Annotated in this window: 22 protein-coding genes; 12 read left to right on the top strand and 10 right to left on the bottom strand. The window is 69.9% G+C overall.

Translation table 11 applies throughout. The features are described 5' to 3' along the window. The first annotated feature begins 97 nt into the window (after window positions 1-97). Both AB0C38_RS00995 and AB0C38_RS00990 read left to right on the top strand, forming a co-directional pair. Window positions 98-673, top strand: coding sequence for a hypothetical protein (locus AB0C38_RS00995; RefSeq protein WP_360664481.1), 576 nt, complete (start codon window positions 98-100; stop codon window positions 671-673). Between the two features lie 71 nt (window positions 674-744). Beyond that, window positions 745-2,262 (top strand): hypothetical protein, encoded by a 1,518-nt coding sequence (locus tag AB0C38_RS00990; RefSeq protein ID WP_360664478.1) that lies wholly within the window; start codon window positions 745-747, stop codon window positions 2,260-2,262. Here AB0C38_RS00990 and AB0C38_RS00985 read toward each other — a convergent pair. The 4 genes from AB0C38_RS00985 to AB0C38_RS00970 all read right to left on the bottom strand — a co-directional run bounded on the left by AB0C38_RS00985 (window position 2,244) and on the right by AB0C38_RS00970 (window position 5,742). After that, window positions 2,244-2,876, bottom strand: coding sequence for a VC0807 family protein (locus tag AB0C38_RS00985; RefSeq protein WP_360664477.1), 633 nt, complete (start codon window positions 2,874-2,876; stop codon window positions 2,244-2,246). The genes AB0C38_RS00990 and AB0C38_RS00985 overlap by 19 nt on opposite strands. Before the next feature lie 39 nt (window positions 2,877-2,915). After that, window positions 2,916-3,530, bottom strand: a complete 615-nt coding sequence (locus tag AB0C38_RS00980; protein WP_360664474.1) for a VC0807 family protein — start codon at window positions 3,528-3,530, stop codon at window positions 2,916-2,918. Between the two features lie 89 nt (window positions 3,531-3,619). Then, window positions 3,620-4,375, bottom strand: coding sequence for a decaprenylphospho-beta-D-erythro-pentofuranosid-2-ulose 2-reductase (locus AB0C38_RS00975; RefSeq protein ID WP_360664471.1), 756 nt, complete (start codon window positions 4,373-4,375; stop codon window positions 3,620-3,622). Continuing rightward, window positions 4,372-5,742, bottom strand: coding sequence for an FAD-binding oxidoreductase (locus tag AB0C38_RS00970; protein WP_360664468.1), 1,371 nt, complete (start codon window positions 5,740-5,742; stop codon window positions 4,372-4,374). The genes AB0C38_RS00975 and AB0C38_RS00970 overlap by 4 nt, the downstream gene beginning before the upstream one ends. A 125-nt stretch (window positions 5,743-5,867) precedes the next feature. Here AB0C38_RS00970 and AB0C38_RS00965 point away from each other — a divergent pair, with 125 nt between their 5' ends. Both AB0C38_RS00965 and AB0C38_RS00960 read left to right on the top strand, forming a co-directional pair. Then, window positions 5,868-6,338, top strand: a complete 471-nt coding sequence (locus AB0C38_RS00965; RefSeq protein ID WP_360664465.1) for a GtrA family protein — start codon at window positions 5,868-5,870, stop codon at window positions 6,336-6,338. 8 nt (window positions 6,339-6,346) lie between these two features. Further along, a complete protein-coding gene (locus tag AB0C38_RS00960) occupies window positions 6,347-8,266 on the top strand; it encodes a glycosyltransferase (RefSeq protein WP_360664462.1) in 1,920 nt (639 codons plus the stop codon). A 53-nt stretch (window positions 8,267-8,319) separates the two neighbouring features. On the opposite strand, the gene AB0C38_RS00955 is transcribed toward AB0C38_RS00960, so the two are convergent. After that, window positions 8,320-8,565 carry a hypothetical protein gene (locus tag AB0C38_RS00955; RefSeq protein WP_360664459.1) on the bottom strand — a complete coding sequence of 82 codons (246 nt, stop codon included), beginning with the start codon at window positions 8,563-8,565 and terminating at the stop codon, window positions 8,320-8,322. 130 nt (window positions 8,566-8,695) lie between these two features. Between AB0C38_RS00955 and AB0C38_RS00950 the strand changes: the two genes are divergently transcribed. The 4 genes from AB0C38_RS00950 (at window position 8,696) to AB0C38_RS00935 (ending at window position 12,113) form a co-directional block, all read left to right on the top strand. Further along, entirely contained in the window at window positions 8,696-9,463 is a 768-nt protein-coding gene (locus tag AB0C38_RS00950; protein ID WP_360664456.1) for an ESX secretion-associated protein EspG, read from the top strand. 128 nt (window positions 9,464-9,591) lie between these two features. Further along, window positions 9,592-10,038: a hypothetical protein gene (locus AB0C38_RS00945; RefSeq protein WP_360664453.1), complete on the top strand. Its 447-nt coding sequence runs from the start codon at window positions 9,592-9,594 to the stop codon at window positions 10,036-10,038. A gap of 4 nt (window positions 10,039-10,042) precedes the next feature. Further along, window positions 10,043-10,618 carry a DUF3558 family protein gene (locus AB0C38_RS00940; protein ID WP_360664450.1) on the top strand — a complete coding sequence of 192 codons (576 nt, stop codon included), beginning with the start codon at window positions 10,043-10,045 and terminating at the stop codon, window positions 10,616-10,618. 10 nt (window positions 10,619-10,628) lie between these two features. Then, entirely contained in the window at window positions 10,629-12,113 is a 1,485-nt protein-coding gene (locus AB0C38_RS00935; RefSeq protein ID WP_360664447.1) for a hypothetical protein, read from the top strand. Window positions 12,114-12,165: 52 nt separating this feature from the next. On the opposite strand, the gene AB0C38_RS00930 is transcribed toward AB0C38_RS00935, so the two are convergent. From AB0C38_RS00930 to AB0C38_RS00920, 3 genes are read right to left on the bottom strand one after another with little or no spacing between them, the layout of a single operon-like run. Continuing rightward, complete coding sequence (locus AB0C38_RS00930; protein WP_360664445.1) at window positions 12,166-13,074, bottom strand: glycosyltransferase family 2 protein; 909 nt, start codon at window positions 13,072-13,074, stop codon at window positions 12,166-12,168. Then, window positions 13,074-13,892 (bottom strand): ABC transporter ATP-binding protein, encoded by an 819-nt coding sequence (locus AB0C38_RS00925; protein ID WP_360664443.1) that lies wholly within the window; start codon window positions 13,890-13,892, stop codon window positions 13,074-13,076. The genes AB0C38_RS00930 and AB0C38_RS00925 overlap by 1 nt, the downstream gene beginning before the upstream one ends. A 3-nt stretch (window positions 13,893-13,895) precedes the next feature. Next, window positions 13,896-14,849, bottom strand: a complete 954-nt coding sequence (locus tag AB0C38_RS00920) for an ABC transporter permease (protein WP_360664440.1) — start codon at window positions 14,847-14,849, stop codon at window positions 13,896-13,898. Window positions 14,850-14,993: 144 nt separating this feature from the next. Between AB0C38_RS00920 and AB0C38_RS00915 the strand changes: the two genes are divergently transcribed. Genes AB0C38_RS00915 through pseI form a run of 4 tightly spaced genes read left to right on the top strand, consistent with a single transcriptional unit; the run spans window position 14,994 to window position 17,619 of the window. Continuing rightward, window positions 14,994-15,620, top strand: coding sequence for a glycosyltransferase family 29 protein (locus AB0C38_RS00915; protein ID WP_360667407.1), 627 nt, complete (start codon window positions 14,994-14,996; stop codon window positions 15,618-15,620). Window positions 15,621-15,654: 34 nt separating this feature from the next. Continuing rightward, window positions 15,655-16,089, top strand: a complete 435-nt coding sequence (locus AB0C38_RS00910) for a hypothetical protein (protein ID WP_360664438.1) — start codon at window positions 15,655-15,657, stop codon at window positions 16,087-16,089. Between the two features lies 1 nt (window position 16,090). Then, on the top strand, window positions 16,091-16,543 hold the full coding sequence (locus AB0C38_RS00905) for a GNAT family N-acetyltransferase (protein ID WP_360664435.1): 453 nt from the start codon (window positions 16,091-16,093) through the stop codon (window positions 16,541-16,543). A gap of 26 nt (window positions 16,544-16,569) precedes the next feature. Continuing rightward, on the top strand, window positions 16,570-17,619 hold the full coding sequence (pseI, locus tag AB0C38_RS00900; protein ID WP_360664432.1) for a pseudaminic acid synthase: 1,050 nt from the start codon (window positions 16,570-16,572) through the stop codon (window positions 17,617-17,619). On the opposite strand, the gene pseC is transcribed toward pseI, so the two are convergent. Together pseC and pseB are read right to left on the bottom strand one after the other, a co-directional pair. Further along, window positions 17,616-18,746, bottom strand: a complete 1,131-nt coding sequence (pseC, locus tag AB0C38_RS00895; RefSeq protein ID WP_360664429.1) for a UDP-4-amino-4,6-dideoxy-N-acetyl-beta-L-altrosamine transaminase — start codon at window positions 18,744-18,746, stop codon at window positions 17,616-17,618. The genes pseI and pseC overlap by 4 nt on opposite strands. Next, window positions 18,739-19,722 carry a UDP-N-acetylglucosamine 4,6-dehydratase (inverting) gene (pseB, locus tag AB0C38_RS00890; RefSeq protein WP_360664426.1) on the bottom strand — a complete coding sequence of 328 codons (984 nt, stop codon included), beginning with the start codon at window positions 19,720-19,722 and terminating at the stop codon, window positions 18,739-18,741. Before pseB ends, pseC begins: the two co-directional genes overlap by 8 nt. Between the last annotated feature and the right edge of the window lie 3 nt (window positions 19,723-19,725).

Here is a 19,725-nt window from a genome sequence, read left to right as displayed (position 1 = left end):
GATCGACAGGTTCGTTTCAGGTGACGCACAGCTGAGCGGCGCACCCTGAAGTGGTGGGGGCGGGCACTGGCCCGTCCCCGTGACCAGGGGAGCCACGATGAACGACCAGCCGCGCGAGGAGAAGGCCCCGGAGGGGGCCGACCAGCCGACCGTCGAGCAGCCCACGGCCCAGGCCGGCGCGGCTGACCAGCCGACCACGCAGCAGCCGGCGGCCGCTGCGCCAGGGCAGAGCGAGCCTGCGACTCAGGCGGTGCCCACCGCGGCCCAGGCCCCGGCCGGGAACGCCTTGCCGACGGCCGAGGGGACCGCCGTCCACGGTCAGCAGCCGCCACCCGCCCCACCCACGCCGCAGCTTTCCCAGCCCGGTCCCGGCCAGGCCTACGGCGCCTGGGGCCCGCCTCAGGCCGCTCCACGGCAGCCCGGCGGCTTCCGGCGTTTCGTCGGGCACCGCGCCACCCAGCTCGTCGGCGTCGGCGTGCTCGGCCTGCTGATCGGCGGCGGCATCGTCGGCGGGATCGCCGCCGCGACCAGTCACGGTCCGCGCGACGGCCGCCCCGGCATCCACCGCCAGTACGACGGCCCCGGCCAGGGCCCGGACGGCCGCGGCTTCCCCGGTCGCGGTGGTGGCAACTCCGGCAACTCGGGCGATTCCGGCTCCGGGAACGGCATCTGATCGCTGTGGTCTGAGCCACCCGTACCTCGCTCAGATCACAGAAGCATCACGGGCGGGGTACGGTGTTCGGGATGCGAAGCGCCTCCGCAGAACTTCCCCAAGCCGCCCGTGCGCTGCCGGCGGCGCTGCCCCTTGCCCGCTCGTGGGCGCTGCCGGCGGGTGCCGCGGCGGCTTCCGCGCTGGTGTTCGCCCTGGTCAGCAGCCATCTCATCGATGACACGTACATCACGCTGTCCTACGCGAAGAACCTCGCCTTCCACGCCCACTGGGGCCTGGTCGAACAGGGGACGGCGAACACCGCGACGTCCCCGCTGAACGTCCTGGCCCTGGCCGCGGTCACGTTCGTCGTCCGCGACGCCGTGCTGGCCGCCGGGATCGTGTTCGTCGCCGCGCAGGTGCTGCTCGTCCTCGGCCTGCGCCGGCTGGGCGAGCGCACCGGGCTGCCAGCCGCGTTCGCGCCGGTGACGTTCGCGCTGCTGCTGGTCAACCCGCTGCTGCTGTCCTCGGTCGGGCTGGAGGTCGCGCTCGGCGCCGCCGGCGTCGTCTGGACGCTGGTCTACGCGGGCGAGCGCAAGGCGGGCCGCCTCGGCGTCGTGATCGGGCTGCTCGCCCTCGTCCGGATCGACCTGTTGCTCATCGCGGTGGTGCTCTTCGCGGCCCGTCGCGAGTTCTGGACCGGCATCTGGCGGACGGCCTTCGCCGCGCTCGCGGTGACGCTGCCGTGGTTCGGGTTCAGCTGGGTCGTGCTCGGCTCGGCCGTGCCGGACACGCTGGTCATCAAGATCAGCCAGCAGTCGTGGGGACCGTTCAGCTTCACGAACGGCCCGCTCCTGTACTGGCGGAACTTCCCGGCCGAAGCCGCGCTGTCGTTCCTGCCGCTGCTGCTCGCCGCCGTGGTGGGCGTGGTCTGGGTCGTCCAGTACCGCCGCGGTTCCGAGCTTGCCCGCCGCCTCACGCCGTTCGCGGCGCTGGCCGTCGCGGGAGCCCTGCACTACCTGGCGTACAGCCAGCTCGGCGTCCCGCCGTACCACTGGTACTACGCGCCGAGCATCATCGGCGCGACGATCTTCCTGGCGGCGTGCGCGTGCGCGGTGCCAGAACGCGTGCGACGCGGAACGTGGACGCTGGCCGGCGGAGTCCTCGCGGCGAGCGTCGCGGTGTACGCGGTGCCGGGGCTCCCGCGCCAGTTCGCCCCGATCACGAGCAACCACGCCTCGACGACGGAGTACCGCGAGATCGGCGAGGAGCTGGCCGCGATCGCCCACGGCCGCACGGTGGAGACGGCGGGAGAGGTCGGCGCGCTGGCGTACGCCTGCGACTGCGAGCTGGTCGACGAGTTCTCCGACCGCGGCGCGGTCGACCCGGCGATCACCGAGACGAAACGCCGCAGCGGCGACCTCGGCCGCGCGCTGCTGGAGGCGAACTTCCACAACTTCGACCACAGCGTGGCCCCGATCAGCCCCGACCTGATCCTGGCGACGACCCGGCGGCCGCCGCCCCCGACGGCGCTGGCGACCTGGCGCATCGACTCGCCGTGGATGGGCACCCAGAACCTCTACCTGATGCCCGCTCACGCGGCCGGCAGCTGATCACCGCCGCGGAACATCCGGTTCATCGTCCCCTCCCGGGCCAGCAGCACCTGCGTGATCACCTGGAGCACCACGAAGCTCCCGATCGACAACGCCGTGTCGAGCCCGGGCACCACGTCCACCGGCAGCGTGTACGCCATCGCGATGCTCCCCGCGCTGTGTAAGAGCCCGCCGACGCCCCACACGACCGTCAGCACCCACCACACCCGCCGGAACGACGGCGTGTCCGCCCAGCGGGCCTCCAGCGTCGAAGCCCGGCCCGGCAGCAACGCCAGCGTCGCCTGGTACGTCGTCGGGCGGCGGCCGATGCGCAGGCTCGCCAGCATCCACACCCCGATCAGCACGCTGAACCACGCGCCGCGGACCAGCTGCAGCCGCGCGTCGCCGGTCAGCAGGGACGTCGCGAGCCCGAGCGCCACGATGGCCAGCACGAACACGCCCATGCCGTCGACCCGCCGGTGCCGCGCGGCCAGGTACAGCACCCGCAGCGCCGGGGGCAGGCCGCTGAGCGTCAGCGCCCAGATCGGCGCCACCTCGAACGCCCGCAGCAGGTAGTAGCCGCCGACCGGGGCGGCGATGTCGCAGAGCAGCGTGACCAGCATGCTCCTGAGCATCGGGGATCCGCGCCGCCGGGCACATCGTCGAGCCGGCTGTCAGGCATCCACCGTCCGGTTGATGCCCATCCGCTGCCGCGTGAACTTCACGCCGAGCACCACGGTCCCGATCGTCAGCGCGGTGTCGAGGATCGGCACGATGTCCACCGGCAGCGTGAACGCCATCACGACGACGGCGCAGGCCAGCAGGACGCAGCCGGCGCCCCACCAGAGCGTCGCCGAACGCCACCGCTGCCGGAACGCCGCCGAAACGCCCCACATCCGCTCGAGGTCGCCGGCGCGGGCGGACTGGAAGGTGCACGCCGCCCGGAACAGGAGCGGCCGCCGGCCGACGAGCAGGCTCGCCAGCATCACCACGCCGAGCGGCAGGGTGAGCCAGGCGCTGCGGACGAGCAGCAGGCGGGCGTCGCCGGAGAACACCGCCACCGCGCTGTTGACGAGCAGCACGGCCAGCACGAACGCGCTGACCGGGTCGACCCGCCGGTGCCGCACCAGGACGTACCCGGTCCGCAGCGCCGGCAGCACGGCGCCGGCCAGCAGCGCCCACAGCGCGTCGACGTCGAAGGAGCGCAGGACGTAGTACAGGGCCATCGGGAGGGCGACGTCGCGCAGGAGCACCGTCAGCCCGCCGCGGTCGCTCGTCGTGTTTGCCATGGTGACAGTCTGTTTCGACGACGACCACGGCACATCGGCGTGCGGGCGGGGTTCGGATGGAACCCCGCCTCAACCCCGGGGTGGAGACGTCAGATGGGGAGCTTGCGGAAGATCGGCCGCGGGACGTGCCGCAGCGCCGACATCACCAGCCGGAACGGCGCCGGCGCCCAGATCAGGTCCTTGCCCGAGCGGGCGGCCGCCACGGCCTGCTCGGCGACCTGGTCGGCGTTCTGGGTCAGGGGAGCGTCCTTCAAGCCGTCGGTCATCTTCGTGCGCACCTGACCCGAGCGGACGACCGTCACCTGCACGCCGTGCGGCGCGAGAGCCTCGCCGAGGCCCAGGTAGAAGCCGTCGAAACCGGCCTTGGACGAGCCGTAGACGAAGTTGGAGCGCCGGACGCGCTCACCGGCCACCGACGACAGCGCGATGACCGTGCCGTGGCCCTGGACCTTGAGCTTCTCCGACAGCGCGACGCCGACGGACACCGCGGCGGTGTAGTTCACCGTCGCCGCCTCGACGGCCTTCGCGTGGTCCTGCCACAGCTCCTCGGGGTCGCCGAGCAGGCCGAACGCCACCACCGCGACGTCGATGTCGCCGCCCTCGAACGCCTTGTCCAGCACGCCGGGGTGCGAGGCCAGGTCCTTCGCGTCGAAGTCGACGGTCGCGACCTCGGCGCCCTTGTCCTTCAGGCGCTGCGCGGCCGCGTCGAGCCGCGGCGACGGCCGGGCCGCGAGCACGACCCGCAGCGGCTTCTCGGTGAGGTACTTCTCGGCGATCGCCAGCGCGATGTCGGACGTGCCGCCGAGCAGCAGCAGGGACTGGGGGTTGCCAACAGCGTCGATCACAGCTCGAGCCTCCGGCTCATGTCAGAGGCGAAAACGCCTTCGGGGTCAACGGCGGCGCGCACCTTGCGCCACTCTTCGAGGCGCGGGTACATCTTCGCGAACGTCTCGGGCGAGGTGCGCGAGTCCTTCGCGGTGTACAGCCGGCCGCCCAGCTCGAGGACGTCGTCGTCGAGCTCCTGGCAGAACCGGCTGAGGCCGTTCTTGATCGGGAAGTCGACGCAGACCATCCAGCCGGGGTGCGGGAACGACAGCGGCGCCGCGTTGCCTTCACCCATCCGCTTGAAAACGTTGAGGAAGGACACGTGGCCCGACTCGGCGATCTTCTTGACGATCTTCCGCAACGGCTCGTGCGCGTTGAGCGGCGTCGAGAACTGGTACTGCAGGAAACCCTTCGAACCGTAGGCCCGGTTCCACTCGCCGAACATGTCCAGCGGGTGGTAGAAGGCGGTCAGGTTCTGGATGACGCCGCGGGCGTCCTTCGGCGTCTTCCGGTAGTACAGCTCGCCGATCGTGCCGAAGGTCAGCTTGTTCGCGAGGCCGTTCGGGAAGACGTCCGGCAGGGTCGCGAGCTGCGGGGCGTCGAACTTGAGCGGGTTCGCGCGCAGCTTCGGCGGCAGCTCGTCCAGCTTCGCCAGCGAGCCGCGGCCGAACGCGGCGCGGCCCAGCTTCGAGCCGGTGGAGATCGTGTCGAACCACGCCGACGAGTACGTGTAGTTGTCGTCGGAGCCGTTGCTGACCAGCTCCAGGGTCTCGTCGAGGTTGTTCGTGCGCTCGTTGTCGGCGAGGAAGTACGCCGTCTCGGTCTTGGTCATCCGGATCGTCGCCCGGACGATGATCCCGGTCAGGCCGATGCCGGCGACGGTCGCCCAGAACAGCTCGGCGTCCGGGCCCTCCGGCGTCAGCGTGCGGACCTTGCCGTCCGCGGTGATGAGGTCCATCGACACGACGTGGTTGCCGAAGCTGCCCGCGCTGTGGTGGTTCTTGCCGTGGATGTCGTTGGCGATCGCGCCGCCGACGGTCACCTGGCGCGTGCCCGGCAGCACCGGGACCCACAGGCCGTACGGCAGCGCCTCACGCATCAGCTGGTCGAGGCTGACACCGGCGTCGAGGTCGACTAGCGCGCTGTCCGGGTCGATCGAGTGGATCCGGTTCAGCGCGGTCATGTCGATGACGAGGCCGCCCGCGTTCTGCGCCGGGTCGCCGTAGGAGCGGCCGAGGCCGCGCGCGATGACACCGCGCTCGCCGGCCTGGGTCACGGCCCGCGCGATGACTTCGACGTCTGCGGTGCTCAGCACGTCGGCGGTGGTCGGTGCCGTCCGCGCCCAGCCCGTGAGCGTGCGACGCTGTGTCTCGGGTCCTTGGGTCACCCGACCAGGGTAGCCACGCCGAAGGACGCCCGGAACGTGACCCTGAAGTGCTCGCTTCTACACTTTGCGCATCAAGGCACAAGCGCCCGCGCGGGTGACCATGACTCAGGCAACGAGGTAAAGCAGTGGTGGCGACCGATCCGCAAGCCGACATCGCAGCTGCTCAGCCGTCCTCCATCGGACTGCTCGGGCAGCTCATTCGCTTCGCCCTGATCGGCGGCTTCTGCGCCCTGATCGACCTGGGTACGTACACGCTGCTGACCCAGGTGGCCGGGATGGCCACTTCACCGTGGGTCGACGTCGCTCGCGCTATCAGTTTCATCGTGGGCACCACCACGGCGTTCTTCCTGAACCGCAAGTTCACCTTTTCGGGCGGACGGCGCGACGGGAAGGCCCAGGTCGGCTCGTTCGTCCTGCTCTACACCGTGACGTTCTTCGTCGCGGTCGGGGTGAACCAGCTCATGCTGCAGGTGCTGCCGGAGTCCGCGTGGCAGCACACACTGTGCTGGGCCGTGTCGCAGGCAACCGCCACGGTGATCAATTTCGTGATGCTCAAGTGGGTCGTCTTCCGCGAGCCGTCGACTGAGGAGAACTGAGGAACTCAATGCCCGGTAAAACAGCCACCCCGGCGCCGACCACCCAAGCCGGCGCGGCCGCCGAGACGCGGTTCACCGAGCACACTCCGCAGGGTCGCCTGACGGCGCAGCGGGGGCTCTACGCCGGCCCCGCGCCGATCGTGAGCAAGGACCTCTACGCCGAGCTCGAGTGGGGCTCGGCCGTGCGGGAACGTGCGGTGATCACCCTCGAGCCCGCCTCCAAGGTGTCGGGCAACACGTACTTCGGCCGCTTCCCGGCCAGCTACTGGCAGCGCTGGTCGACGGTGACCGAGGTTTCGGTCGAGGCCGTCGTCACCGGCACGGGCCTGCTGTCCATGGGCGCCTCCGACGTCGAGGGCGAGCCCCGCGTGGTGGCCGCCGAGCAGGTCGCCGACGTCAAGCAGGCGAAGGTGACACTGACCTCGCAGCTGGACAAGTTCTACGACGGCGGCGCGCTCTGGCTGGACCTCGAGACCGAGGGTGGCCAGACGCTGCGCGTCGAGCAGGTCCGCTGGACGGTCGAGGCGCCGGAGAAGATCCGCCCGACCGCGGTGACCATCTGCACGATGAACCGCGCCGACGACTGCCTGAAGAACCTGCAGGCCCTGGCCGCGGACGTGTCGTCGCTGGAGACCCTGGACGCGATCTACGTCGCCGACCAGGGCACCGACCTCGTCGAGTCCCGTGACGGGTTCGAGCAGGTCGCGAAGGACCTCGCCGACAAGCTGCACTACATCAAGCAGCCGAACCTCGGCGGCGCCGGCGGCTTCACCCGCGGCCTCTTCGAGGTGGCCGGGCACACCGCGACCGAGCACGCGAACGTCCTGTTCATGGACGACGACGTGCTGCTGGAGCCGGACCTGGTGATCCGGATGACGGCGTTCTCCAACCGCGCCGCCAACCCGATCATCGTCGGCGGCCAGATGCTCAACCTGTTCCACCCGAACCAGCTGCACGTCGGCGCCGAGTACGCCCGGCTCAACACGCTCGAGCCCGGCCAGCCGGTCGAGCACTCGCTCACCACCGCCGACCTGCTCGGCGTGGACGAGGAGACGCTGAAGCCGAACCGCCAGGAGCGTCGCCTCGACGCCGGCTACAACGGCTGGTGGTCCTGCCTGATCCCCTACGAGGTCGTGCAGGCCACGGGCTACCCGATGCCGTTCTTCTTCCAGTGGGACGACGCGGAGTACTCCTACCGCGCCCGCGCGCACGGCTTCCCGACCGTCACCCTGCCGGGTGCGGGCGTGTGGCACGCGGACTTCCACATGAAGGACTGGGACGAGTGGCACCGGTACTTCAACCTGCGCAACTCGATCATCACCGCGGCGCTGCACTCGCCGTTCAACCTCAACCTGCTCTCGCGGGTCCTGCTCGCGCAGCTGGTGCGCTACCTGCTGGGCATGCAGTACGGCCTGTCGGCGACGCTGATCAAGGCCGTCGAGGACTTCCTCGAGGGGCCCGAGATCCTGCGTGACGGCGGGGTCGAGGCGATGAAGGAGATCCGCCGCATCCGCGACCAGTACCCGGAGACCAAGCGCCACAAGGCGACCGACGTCCCGGGTATCGCGTCCAACGACATCGGCATCATCAACAGCGCGCCGCGGCCCAGCATGCAGCGCCTGGTGCTGATCAAGCGGGTGCTCGACCGGGTCCTCGGCCGCAGCCGCTTCGGGCTCGGCGCGGTGCCGATCGACGAGGCCAACTGGTGGCACATCGCGCTGTTCGAGACCGCGGTGGTCACCGACGCGAACCAGGAAGGCGTCCGCGTCCGGTCGTACGACAAGGTCAAGATGTTCGACCTGGCCAAGCGCGGCGCGAAGGTGGTCCAGCGGCTGCGCAAGGAAGGCGCGGCGGTGCAGGAGCAGTACAAGCGCGCCATGCCGGAGCTCACCTCGCGCGACAACTGGAAGCGCCTGTACAAGCTCTGACCGACGTTTGCCGAAGGCCGTCTCACGCTCGTCGTGAGGCGGCCTTCACCGGGTCAGCCGTGCATGCCGAAGACCGTGGACTTCCGGTTCAGGTCGTCGAGGTACGCGGCGGCCACGTGGGCGAAGTTGATCGCCACCTCGGAGCCGTCCTTGGTGGTCACCGTTTCGACCGCGCCGGTCTTCACGAGCTGGGCGAGCTTGCCCGTCAGTTTCGCGGATTCGTCGGCCTTCAAGGCGAACAGCAGCGGTTCGCCGCCGGTGGCGAGGTGCAGTACGAGTGCGGGTTTCGGGTCAGCCATGCCTCCATCGGACCAGCGCTGATCTTGCGCTGACAAGGGAGTTCGCTGTCGGCGCAGCATCCGGCTGCGGGCGGGGCACGTCGTGGACTACCGTTTCCGGAGGCCAAGGAACCCGCGGGGGGAAGAGAAGATGCCGCACTCGTTCTCGCTGTCGCTGGCGGCGGTGGACATCCTGCTCGAACAGCTCGGGCTGGGCCGCGCGCCGACGCCGTTCGAGGTCCCGCACGTCGGCACGACCGTCGAGCAGCGCGCGATGATCCGCGACGCCGTCGTCCGTGACCTGAACGGTCGCGGGCTGTGGAGCCGCGGCCGGCTCGACCCGGACGCCGAGCTGGCGCTGGCCACCTTCGTCCGGGGCAGCGTGGTGATCAACGCGGCCGCCGAGCTGGGCGAACGCCACCTCTTCGCCCGCGTGGCGTCCGATGGCCAGTTCGCGGTGCTCGCCCGCCAGGAGGAGAACCTCATCGTCTTCGAGGAGGTCCGCCCGACGGGCATCGTCCCGGCGATCGTCGACCTCCTCCCGCTGACCCCGGCGGCGCCCGGCCAGTCGGTCACCATCGCCCGCCCGGTGGAGCAGCCCCGCCACCAGCGCCGCGACGACGCGTACGACCCCTTCGCCGGCGTCAGCGGCCCGCGCTCGCAGGGCAGCAGTGGCGGCGGCCCGCAGCTCCGCATGATCGAGCGGGTGTTCCAGGAGCCGAAGAAGCGCGTCGGCCAGTTCACGACCCAGACCCGCGGCGGCACGTTCCCGCCCCTGGCCTGGTTCGACACCCCGTCCGGCCGCTGGCTGATGTCCTCACGGGCGGCCGCGGACGGCCAGCGCTGGGTCACCTACGCCCCGGCCGACAACGCCCGCCTGGCCCAGCAGCTGTACGCGCAGCTCGAAGGCCAGTTCTGAGCGCCGGGAACCACGCACGGGGCCGCTGCGTCCGAGGTGAAGATCGGTGAACGGCCGTCGCACAGGGTGCCCGGCTAGTAGACTTCCGGGTGCACACGCACGGCGAAGCGATTCGGGGTGGAACAGCGATGTTGATGGCTGACGGTGGCGGCGGCTCGATCTCGGACATCGTCAACCCGCTTTCCTCTGCCGGTATGGGCGCCGCGGTCCAGAGCGTCACGGCGGAGACGCAGAAGCTGGTCGACGCGGCCAAGGGTGGCGGTTTCAAGATCACCCCCGAAGGTGTCAAACCGATCCGGGACGCCCTGACCGACCTGATCAACGACCTCGGAACCCTGCAATATCAGAGCTCCATGCTCGATCAGGCACCACAACTCGGTAGCCACCCGTACGGGCACACCATCGCCAAGCACGACCAGAAGAGCGCCTCGGAAGCCGAAGGTTCGGCGACCGCAGTCCTGGAGCAGCTCAGGCAGGTCGCGAAGCAGGCCGATGAAGCGCTCGCCAGGGCCGCGGGCTTGTACAAGGGAACCGAGAACGACGCCTTCGCCGCGCTCCAGACCAAGCAGGCTTGAGGTAATGACCAAACTTCTCATCCGTGTCGTGTTGCCGCTCGTCGCCGGCGGATTCTTGCTTGCCGGGTGCACCAGTACCCAGGGCGGAACGGCATCACCTGCGCCGTCGCCGTCAGCCAGCGATTCGGGTGTCCCGGAGACTTCTTCCTCTTCGGGCGGTGGCACCCAGTCGATCACGGATCCCTGCTCGCTCATCGAGATGAGCGACCTCAGTAGCTACGGCGAGTTCAAAGAGCCGCAGAAGAAGACGCTCGCTGGCGCTCGATCCTGCAGTTACCAGCAGAAGATCGCCTCGGCCAGTGATGATTCCAAGGTGATCGGCGCGAACATCCGTGACAGCGCGTCGGTCGCACAGATCAACGACACCGGCGGCGGATTGGTCGATCGCGACATCAACGGGCGTAAGGCCAAAGAGGCGCCCGGCGGTAGCGCTGTCGCCGGTTGCACGCTCGCCCTGCCGGTGGGTGAATCGTCACGGGTGGACGTGGCGGTGATCGGCGCCGATTCGGCGGACGAGGCTTGCCAAATCGCCGAAGCGGTCGCGAAGGCCGCTGTCGAACCGCGGTTGCCGAAGGGATAGGGGAACCCAGATGACGACGCGACAGGGTCCGCCGCCGAAGGCCGCGGACAAGACGCCCCAAGAAGTCCAGGACATGGCGCCTGCCGAGCGCGATGCCTACCTGCAGCAGAAGGCCGACGAGGGGGTCGACCCGGGCAGCTGGTTGTTCGGACCGGTCCAGCAGTGGATCGCCCAGGCCAAGGCGAAGAACCAGGCCCAGGAGATGGGCGACAAGAACGTCGCCGACGCCACCAAGGGCCGCGACGTCGAGTACGTCCAGGGCCTGAACGCGCCGAACTCGGACTACAAGGGCAACGATCACACCCAGCTCCAGGCGTACCTGAACAGCAACCTGAACGTCGACCAAGTGTCCGAGGTCTCGACCGCGTACCACGAGGTGCACAAGGTCTTCGACAAGTTCGCGACGTCGATGAACACCGCGGTCAACGCCTCCAAGGGCACCTGGGAAGGCACCGCCGCGACCAACGCGCAGCAGTACTTCACCAGCCTGGGTACGTGGTCCGACGCGAACTCGCAGAACGCGAAGCTCGCCTCGGAGACCATCTACGACCAGGGCCAAGCCGCGTCCACGGCGAAGAACTCCATGCCCGCCCCGATCCCCTTCTCCTGGGGCGACGAGTTCAAGTCCTGGGCGACGTCGAACCCGTTCAGCCTGCCGGACAACGTCGACAAGTCCCTCCAGAAGCAGAAGGACAGCCAGGCGGCGCACGACGAGGCCGCGGGCGTCATGTCGACCTACGACAAGAGCCTGTACGAGTCCGCGTCGAAGCAGCCGGCCTTCGCGCCGCCGCCCAGCTTCAGCACCGGAGGCGGCTCCGGTGACCCGAACGGTGGGGACGGGAAGGGCATCGACGACCACGTCGGCAGCATCACCATGCCGAGCGGCAACCCGGTGAACACGCCGAGCGGGACGAACAACAACTTCACCACCGGGAACATCCCCGGTCCCAACATCACGCCGCACATCTCCGGTCCCGGCTCGACGACCGGCGCGGGCCTGCTCCCGGCCGGCACGACCACGCCGTCCGGCTTCACGCCGGGTGCGATCCCCGGTGGGTCGACGCAGAACCCGAACCAGTCGTTCGGCGGCATGCCGCCGATGAGCCCGATGCCGATGGGTGGCATGAACATGGGCGGCGACGAGGCCTACAACTCCAAGGTCGGCGGGGGTGGCGGCGGTCGCGGCAGCGGCTTCGGTCCCGGGGGCTCGGGCGCCGGCGGCAGTTCGACCGGCGCGGGCGCCGCGTCGGGTGCGGCCCGGCCGGGCGGCATCGGTGCGGCCGAAGCGGCCGCGGGACGCGGCATGGGCGGCCTCGGCTCGGGCGGCGGCGCGTCTGGCCGTGGCGGCATGGGCGGGGGCGGCATGGGCCGCGGCCAGAAGGGCGAGGGCGACGAAGACACGGAGCACTCGCGCCCGACGTACCTGGTCGAGGGCGACCCCGACGAGGTCTTCGGCACCGACATGCGCACCGCTCCGCCGGTCATCGGCGAATAAGGCGAACGAAAAGGGCCCCCGCCGAGCAGCGGGGGCCCTTTTCGTTGAAGTCTCAGTAGCGGTAGAACTTCTCCGCCCGGCCCTGCCGCACCAGCTTCAGCCACTGCAGGAACGCCTTCGGGTCGCGCTTCACGCCCACGAAGTACAGCCCGAACCGGAGGATCTCCAGCGCGCCGATCTTGCGCATTCCCGGCTGGGACAACAGGTATCCGCGGTTGCGGTACGTGTAGTACCGCTTGACCTCGTTCTCCGGGTCCTGCGCGTGGAACTTGCCGCCCAGCATGGGCTTGAACTCGTCCGAGCCGTCCGGGTGCAGGTACTTCGTCTTCAGCGACGTGCCGAACGGCAGCCCCGAACGCACCAGCCGGCGGTGCAGCTCGACCTCGTCGCCGCGGAAGAACAGGCGCAGGTCCGGCACGCCGACGACGTCCAATGTGGACGAACGGAACAGCGCGCCGTTCATCAGGGACGCGATGCCGGGCAGGAAGTCGACGCCCAGCTCGGACTGCGACCGCTTCCACGTCAGGCCGCGGCGGAGCGGGAACGCCAGCTTCTCCGGGGCGTCGATGTTGGACACCACCGGTGAGATCTCCGCCAGGTTCCGCTTTTCCGCCTCCGCCAGCAGGATCGCCAGCACGTTCTCGTCGGCGGGGCGCCCGTCGTCGTCGGCCAGCCAGACCCAGTCCGCGCCCATCGACAGCGCGTGCAGCATGCCCAGCGCGAACCCGCCCGCGCCACCGAGGTTCCGGTGCGATGGCAGGTACGTGTGCGGCAGCGGGTAGTTGTCGACGACCTCACGGGCCGAGTCGTCCGGCCCGTTGTCCACCACCACGAGGTGGTCGACCGGCCGCGTCTGGGCCGCGATGATCTTCAGCGAGTCCGCGAGCAGCTCGCGCCGGTGCCGCGTGACGACCACGCCGACGACCGCGCCGTCGGGCAGCTGCCGGGTCTCGCTGACCATCATTCCCCGCCGTTCGTCGTCGCCGTCGCCGGTTCGATGCCCAGACGCTGCAGCGTTTCCTTGCTCATGTCCACGAACGGGTCGCGGCCCTTGTACCCGGTGAGGACTTCCCGCAGCGATCCCCGTTGCTTGATGTGACCTTCGTCCATCCAGAGGGCCGAGTCGCAGAGCTCGAACAGGAACTCGTCGGCGTGGCTGGCGAACACCAGGATGCCCGAGCGCTTGACCAGGTCCTTGAGGCGGTCGCGCGCCTTGTTGAGGAACGCCGCGTCGACCGCGCCGATGCCCTCGTCGAGGATCAGGATCTCCGGGTCGATCGAGGTGACGACACCCAGCGCCAGCCGCACGCGCATACCCGTCGAGTACGTCCGCAGCGGCATCTGCAGGTAGTCACCGAGCTCGGTGAACTCCGCGATGTCGTCGACCCGCTTCTCCATCTCCTTGGCGCTCATCCCGAGGAAGAGGCCGCGGATGATGATGTTCTCGACCCCGGAGATCTCCGGGTCCATGCCGACGCCGAGGTCGAACACCGGCGCGATCTTGCCCTGGATCCGCGACGACCCGCGGGTGGGCTCGTAGATGCCGGCGAGCAGCCGCAGCAGCGTGGACTTGCCGGCACCGTTGTGCCCGACGAGGCCGACCCGGTCGCCTTCGCGCAGCGAAAGCGTCACGTCGTGCAGGGCTTCGATGATCGGCACCTTGGTGTCGGTGCCGATCTTGCCACCGACCTTGCCGAGGACCTTCTTCTTCATCGACCGGGTCTTCGCGTCGAAGATCGGGAAGTCGACGAAGGCGTTGTGAACGTCAATGCTGACCATTTGTCACACCCAGTAGGAGACGCGAGCACGGTAATTGCGCATCGCGACGAGCGCGAGCGCCCAGCCGACGATGGTGATGGAGACGACCACGATCCAGTTGCCCAGTGTGAACGACTGGCCGAGCAGCGGTGCCCGGACCACCTGCATGAAGTGGTACAGCGGGTTCAGCTGGATGATCGGCAGCACCCACGAAATGCTCGCGCGGGCACCGCCGCCGAGCAGCTGGTCGACCGGCCACACGATGGGCGTGCCGTAGAACAGCAGCTGGATCAGCGAGTTGATGACCTGCGGGATGTCGCGGAAGCGGGTCGAGATGATGCCCAGCAGCAGCGTCACCCAGCCCGCGTTCAGCGCGAGCAGGAAGAACCCGGGGATGGCGAGCAGGATGTTCCAGCTCAGGCCCGGGTGGCAGTACAGGTCCGCGTGGCACAGGCCGTCCGGGGAGCCCAGCGAGTAGTTGTTGTCCAGCGCCGAGAAGAAGATCACGAGGATCACGACGTAGACGATCATGTTGTGCGCCAGCAGCAGCGTTTGCCGCCACACCGTGCGCAGCATGTACACGCTCAGCGGTGCGGGGAGCTGCTTGATCAGGCCCTCGTTGGCAATGAACGTCTCCATGCCCTCGGCCAGGCACCCGCTGATGAAGCCCCACAGGATGAAACCGGTGGACAGGTAGGGCAGGAACACCTCGATCGGCGAGTGGAACAGCTGCGAGTACAGCAGCCCGAGCCCGAGCGCGATGACCGCCTGGCTGATCGTGATCCAGAACGGCCCGATCACCGAGCGGCGGTACCGCTGCTTGATGTCCTGCCAGCCGAGGTGACCCCACAGCTCGCGAGCGGAGAAACCGGTCTTGATGTCGGCGAAGGCGCGCGCGAACGTCTTGCTGTCGGACGGCGGGGGCACCGACGTCGCTGCGGGAGAGTTCGCGGCCTGAACCGTGCTGGTGGCATGCACGTGGACGAGGGTACCGATGGGATGAGCGGCGTCCGGGCCACCCCGCCCGTGTGGTAGAGCTCGGAGACCCGCTACGCGGTGGGTCACTCGTCCGTGCTGGTACTTTCTCGGCTTATGACTGCTGCTCTCGGCGCGGCGAGCCTGATGGTCAACCTGCTCGCGGCCTACGCCGACCGGCCAGACCCGCGTTCGGTGGCCGTCGTCGGCAACCAGCCGCTCCCGCCCGACCCCCAACGGGCGAAGGCGATCGACGCGTGCGACCTCGTGATCCGCGTCAACGGCTTCGTCGTCGACAAGCCGGGCGAGGAGGTCGTCGGCTCCCGGACCCACGTCGTGGTGTTCAACCGGGCGATCCGGGCCACCCCGTACGTCTTCCAGGACTACCGGAAACGGCTCTACCTGCTGGTCGAGCCCGGCCGGATGCACTGGGAACCGGAGGACGTGCCGGGCTGGTGGCCCGCCGACCTCGGTGCGGTCCCGGTGTCGAACCGCGAGGTCGTGCTGCCGCTGTCGGACGCTCTGGGCCTGCCGACCCGCGACGAGCCGACGTGGTCGACCACCGGCACGCTGGCCGCCTGGGTCGCGCGGACGTCGTTCCCGACCGCCCAGCTCGTCCTCACCGGGTTCTCGTTCATCGACAACCCGGACCAGACCTCGTGGGAGCACGCCGCCGGCGACTCCTGCATCGTCGGCCCGGAGCACCAGATCGCCGCCGAAGGGCGGCTGCTGGACTCCTGGACCAAGACCGGTGACACCACCCTCCTGCGCTGAAACGCGCGTCCCCACCCCACGTAAGGAACACCCCATGGCAGTGCAGAAACTGGGCAGAGGCCTGCTCGAGCGGATCGTCCGGGTCGTCGACTTCCGCGTGGACGAGCGCACCCGCGGGCTCGCCGAGCGGGTCAACAACCTCGAGCACGCCACCGCCGACCACCGGCGCCGGCTCGACAACGCCGAGCACAACCTCGAGCAGGCCCGTGGTGACCTGCGCTGGGCCCGTGCCGAGCTCGACCGCCTGATCCCGCACGTGGCCGCCCAGGAAGGGCGCCTGGAGACGCTGCGCGAGTCGATGTCGCTGGTGCCCAGCACCGACAGCGCGCAGATCGCCGAGGCCCGCACGCTGATCGAGGAGATCCAGCGGCAGCACGCCCAGATCCGCGTCCGGCTCGCCGGCATCTCCCGCTACGAGGACCGGCTCCGCCGCATCGAGGACCGGGTCGAGCAGCCCGTCGCCCAGTAGCTTGCGCGCCCGGGAGGCCACCGAGGCGGACGCCGAGCTGCTGCTGGGCTGGCGCAACGACCCGCGGACCCGGCAGTCGTCGCGGTCGACGGCGGTGGTCGCCCTGGCGGAGCACCTCGCGTGGCTGCGCGGGGTGCTCGCGGACCCCGACCGGCTGCTGCTGGTCGTGGACCACGAGGACGCGCCGGCGGGCACCGTCCGGTTCGACCGCCGGGACGGCGACGGCTGGGAGGTCAGCATCACCCTCGCGCCGGAGCACCGCGGTCGTGGCCTGGCCGGCGCGGTGCTCGCCGAGGGGGAGCGGGCGGCGCGGGAGCGCCTCGGTGTCCGGGTCGTGCTCGCCGCCGTGCACCAGGACAACGCCGCTTCGGCGAAGCTGTTCGACCACGCCGGCTACACCGAAGCCGCGCCTGCCGTCAGCGGCTTCCGGCAGCTGCGCAAGACTCTGAGCTGACCCGCAGTCCACCCCGGGGAGGCACCATGCACGACATCCGGTTCGGCGCGCACCTGATCGGTCCGGGCCACGCGCCGTTCGTCATCGCCGAGATGTCCGGCAACCACAACGGCGACCTCGACCGGGCGCTGCAGATCATCGACGTCATCGCGGAGACCGGTGCGCAGGCGGTCAAGCTGCAGACCTACCGGCCGGACACGATCACCATCGACGTCGACACCCCGGCGTTCCGCATCGGTGACTCGCATTCCCTGTGGGGCGGCGAAAACCTGTACAAACTGTACGAAAAGGCCCACACGCCCTGGGAATGGCACGAACCGCTCTTCGAGCGCGCCCGGGCGCGCGGGCTGGAGATCTTCTCGAGCCCGTTCGACCCGACCGCGGTCGAGCTGCTGGAGTCCCTGGGCGCGCCGGCGTACAAGATCGCGTCGTCCGAGATCGTCGACCTGCCGCTGGTCGAGCTGTGCGCCCGCACGGGGAAACCGCTGGTCATCTCCACCGGCATGGCGAACGTCGCGGAGATCGACGCCGCGGTGCGCACCGCGCGTGAAGCGGGCAACGACCAGCTGATCGTGCTCGGCTGCACGGCGAGCTACCCGGCGTCGCCGTCCGAGAGCAACCTGCGCGGGCTGCCGCTGCTGGCCGGCCTGACGCAGACGCTGGTGGGCCTGTCGGACCACACCCCGGGCATCGGGGCGCCGGTCGCGGCCGTCGCGCTGGGCGCGGTGGCCATCGAGAAGCACGTCACGCTCGCTCGCGCGGACGGCGGCGTCGACTCGGAGTTCTCGCTGGAGCCCGCGGAGCTGGCGGCCCTGGTCACTGAGACGCGGCGGGCCTGGGAGGCGCTGGGTGAGCCCGTGCTGGGCCCGCGCGAGAGCGAGAAGGAGGGCCTGCGGCTGCGGCGATCCCTCTACGTCGTCGAGGACGTGCGCGCCGGGGACGAGGTGACACCGGCGAACGTCCGGTCGATCCGGCCCACCGGCGGACTGGCCCCGGCCGAGATCACCAAGGTCGTGGGGCGCACCTTCCGCGTCGACGCCGCGAAGGGCACGCCCCTGACCTGGGACCTGATCTAGAAGAAGTCGCGTACGGCGTCGACAACGCGGTCGACGTCGGCGTCCGTCAGCGACGGGAACAGCGGCAGCGAGAGCTCCTGCTCGTAGTACGCCTCGGCGTTCGGGCAGAGGCCGCGCCGGTAGCCGAGGTCCTCGAACACCGGGTGCCAGTACACCGGGATGTAGTTCACCTGGACGCCGATGCCGACCCCGCGCAGGTGCTCGAACAGCGCCTTGCGCCGGCCCTCGAGGACCCGCAGCGGGTAGAGGTGCCACACCGGGTCGGCGCCCGGGCGGCTCGGCGGCGTCGCCACGCCGTCGACGTCGGCCAGCGCCGCGGTGTACCGCTCGTGGATCTCGGCGCGGCGCTTCTTGAACTCCACGAGCCGCTTCAGCTGGCTGCTGCCGAGCGCGCAGAGGACGTCCGGCAGGCGGTAGTTCAGGCCGAACTCGTGCACCTCCTGGTGCCAGGCGCCCTCGTCCGGGTAGCGCTGCTCGGCGCGGTCGCGGACCAGGCCGTGGTTGCGGAACTTCCGGGCGCGGTCCAGCAGGCCCGCGTCCGGGGTGACGACGGCGCCGCCTTCGGCCGTGGTGAGGTTCTTCGTCGGGAAGAACGAGAACGTCGTCAGGTCGGCGATCGAGCCCACCGGACGGCCCTGCCAGGAGCCGCCGACAGAGTGCGCCGCGTCCTCCAGGAGCAGCGCGCCCGCGTTGTGGGCGATTTCGGCGAGGGCGTCCAGCTCGGCCGGGTGGCCGGCGTAGTCGACCGCGGCGACGACCTTCGTGCGTTCGGTCACCGCGGCCGCGGCTGCTTCGACCGAAAGGTTCCCGGTGTCCGGTTCGACGTCGGCGAAGACCACCTTGGCGCCGTGCAGGACGGCGGTCGCGGCGGTGGCGACGAACGTCATCGGCGCGGCGACGACCTCGTCACCCGGCTTGAGCGCGGCCGCCGCGTACGCGACGTGCAGGGCCGCGGTGCCCGAGGTGACGGCCACCGCGGGCGAGCCGCCGGTGTACCCGGCGAGGTCCGTCTCGAACTGCTGGACCGCGGGCCCGGTGGTCAGCCAGTCGCCGCGCAGCACGTCGACGACGGCCTGGATGTCCTCTTCACTGATCGACTGGCGCCCGTAAGGCAAGAAGTCAGGCATGCTGCTCGACCAGTTCGCGCAGCTCCTCGCCGTTCAGCCAGAGGTCGTTGGTGTCCGAGCGGTAGGCGGAGCCCTCCGGCATCGGCGTGCCGTCCGCCGGCGGCTGGAAGCCCCAGCCGGCGAGGTGCGGCTGCACGACGTACCGGTCCTTGAGCTGGACCGTCCGGCGCGCGTCGTCCGGCGCGATCATCTCTTCGTGCAGCTTCTCGCCCGGGCGGATGCCGACCTCGTGCATCTCGCTGCCCGGCGCGATCGCCTGGGCCAGGTCGACCAGCCGCATGCTCGGGATCCGCGGCACGTACAGCTCGCCGCCGTGCATCTGGTCGAACGAGTCGACGACGAACCGCACGGCCTGGGGGAGCGTGATCCAGAACCGGGTCATGTCCTTGTGCGTGATCGGCAGCGACTCGCCCTGCTGGGCCAGCTTGCGGAAGAACGGGATGACGCTGCCCCGCGAGCCCATCACGTTGCCGTAGCGCACCACGGAGAACCGGGTCACGTGCGCGGCCGCGTAGTGGTTGCCGCTGATGAACATCCGGTCGGCGCACAGCTTGGTGGCGCCGTAGAGGTTGATCGGGCTGGACGCCTTGTCCGTCGACAGCGCGACGACCTTCTTGACGCCGGTGTCGATCGCGGCCTCGATCACGTTCTGCGAGCCCATGACGTTGGTCTGGACGAATTCGAACGGGTTGTACTCACCGGTGTCGACCTGCTTGAGCGCGGCGGCGTGCACGACGTAGTCGACGCCGTGCATGGCGCGCTCGAGCCGGCGCCGGTCGCGGATGTCGCCGATGAACCAGCGCAGGCGCGGGTCGTCGTTGAACAACTGCCGGGCTTCGTACTGCTTCAGCTCGTCGCGGGAGAGCACGACCAGCCGGCTCGGGTTCAGTTCGGCGAGCGCGTGCGCGATGAACGCCTTGCCGAAGGAACCGGTCCCGCCGGTGAGCAGGATGCTGGAGCCATCCAGCTCGGACATCGT

The organism is Amycolatopsis sp. NPDC048633 (genome assembly GCF_040650695.1).
GTDB lineage: Bacteria > Actinomycetota > Actinomycetes > Mycobacteriales > Pseudonocardiaceae > Amycolatopsis.
Note: the sequence above shows the minus strand (reverse complement) of the source record. Positions and strands in the feature narration are given on the sequence as shown.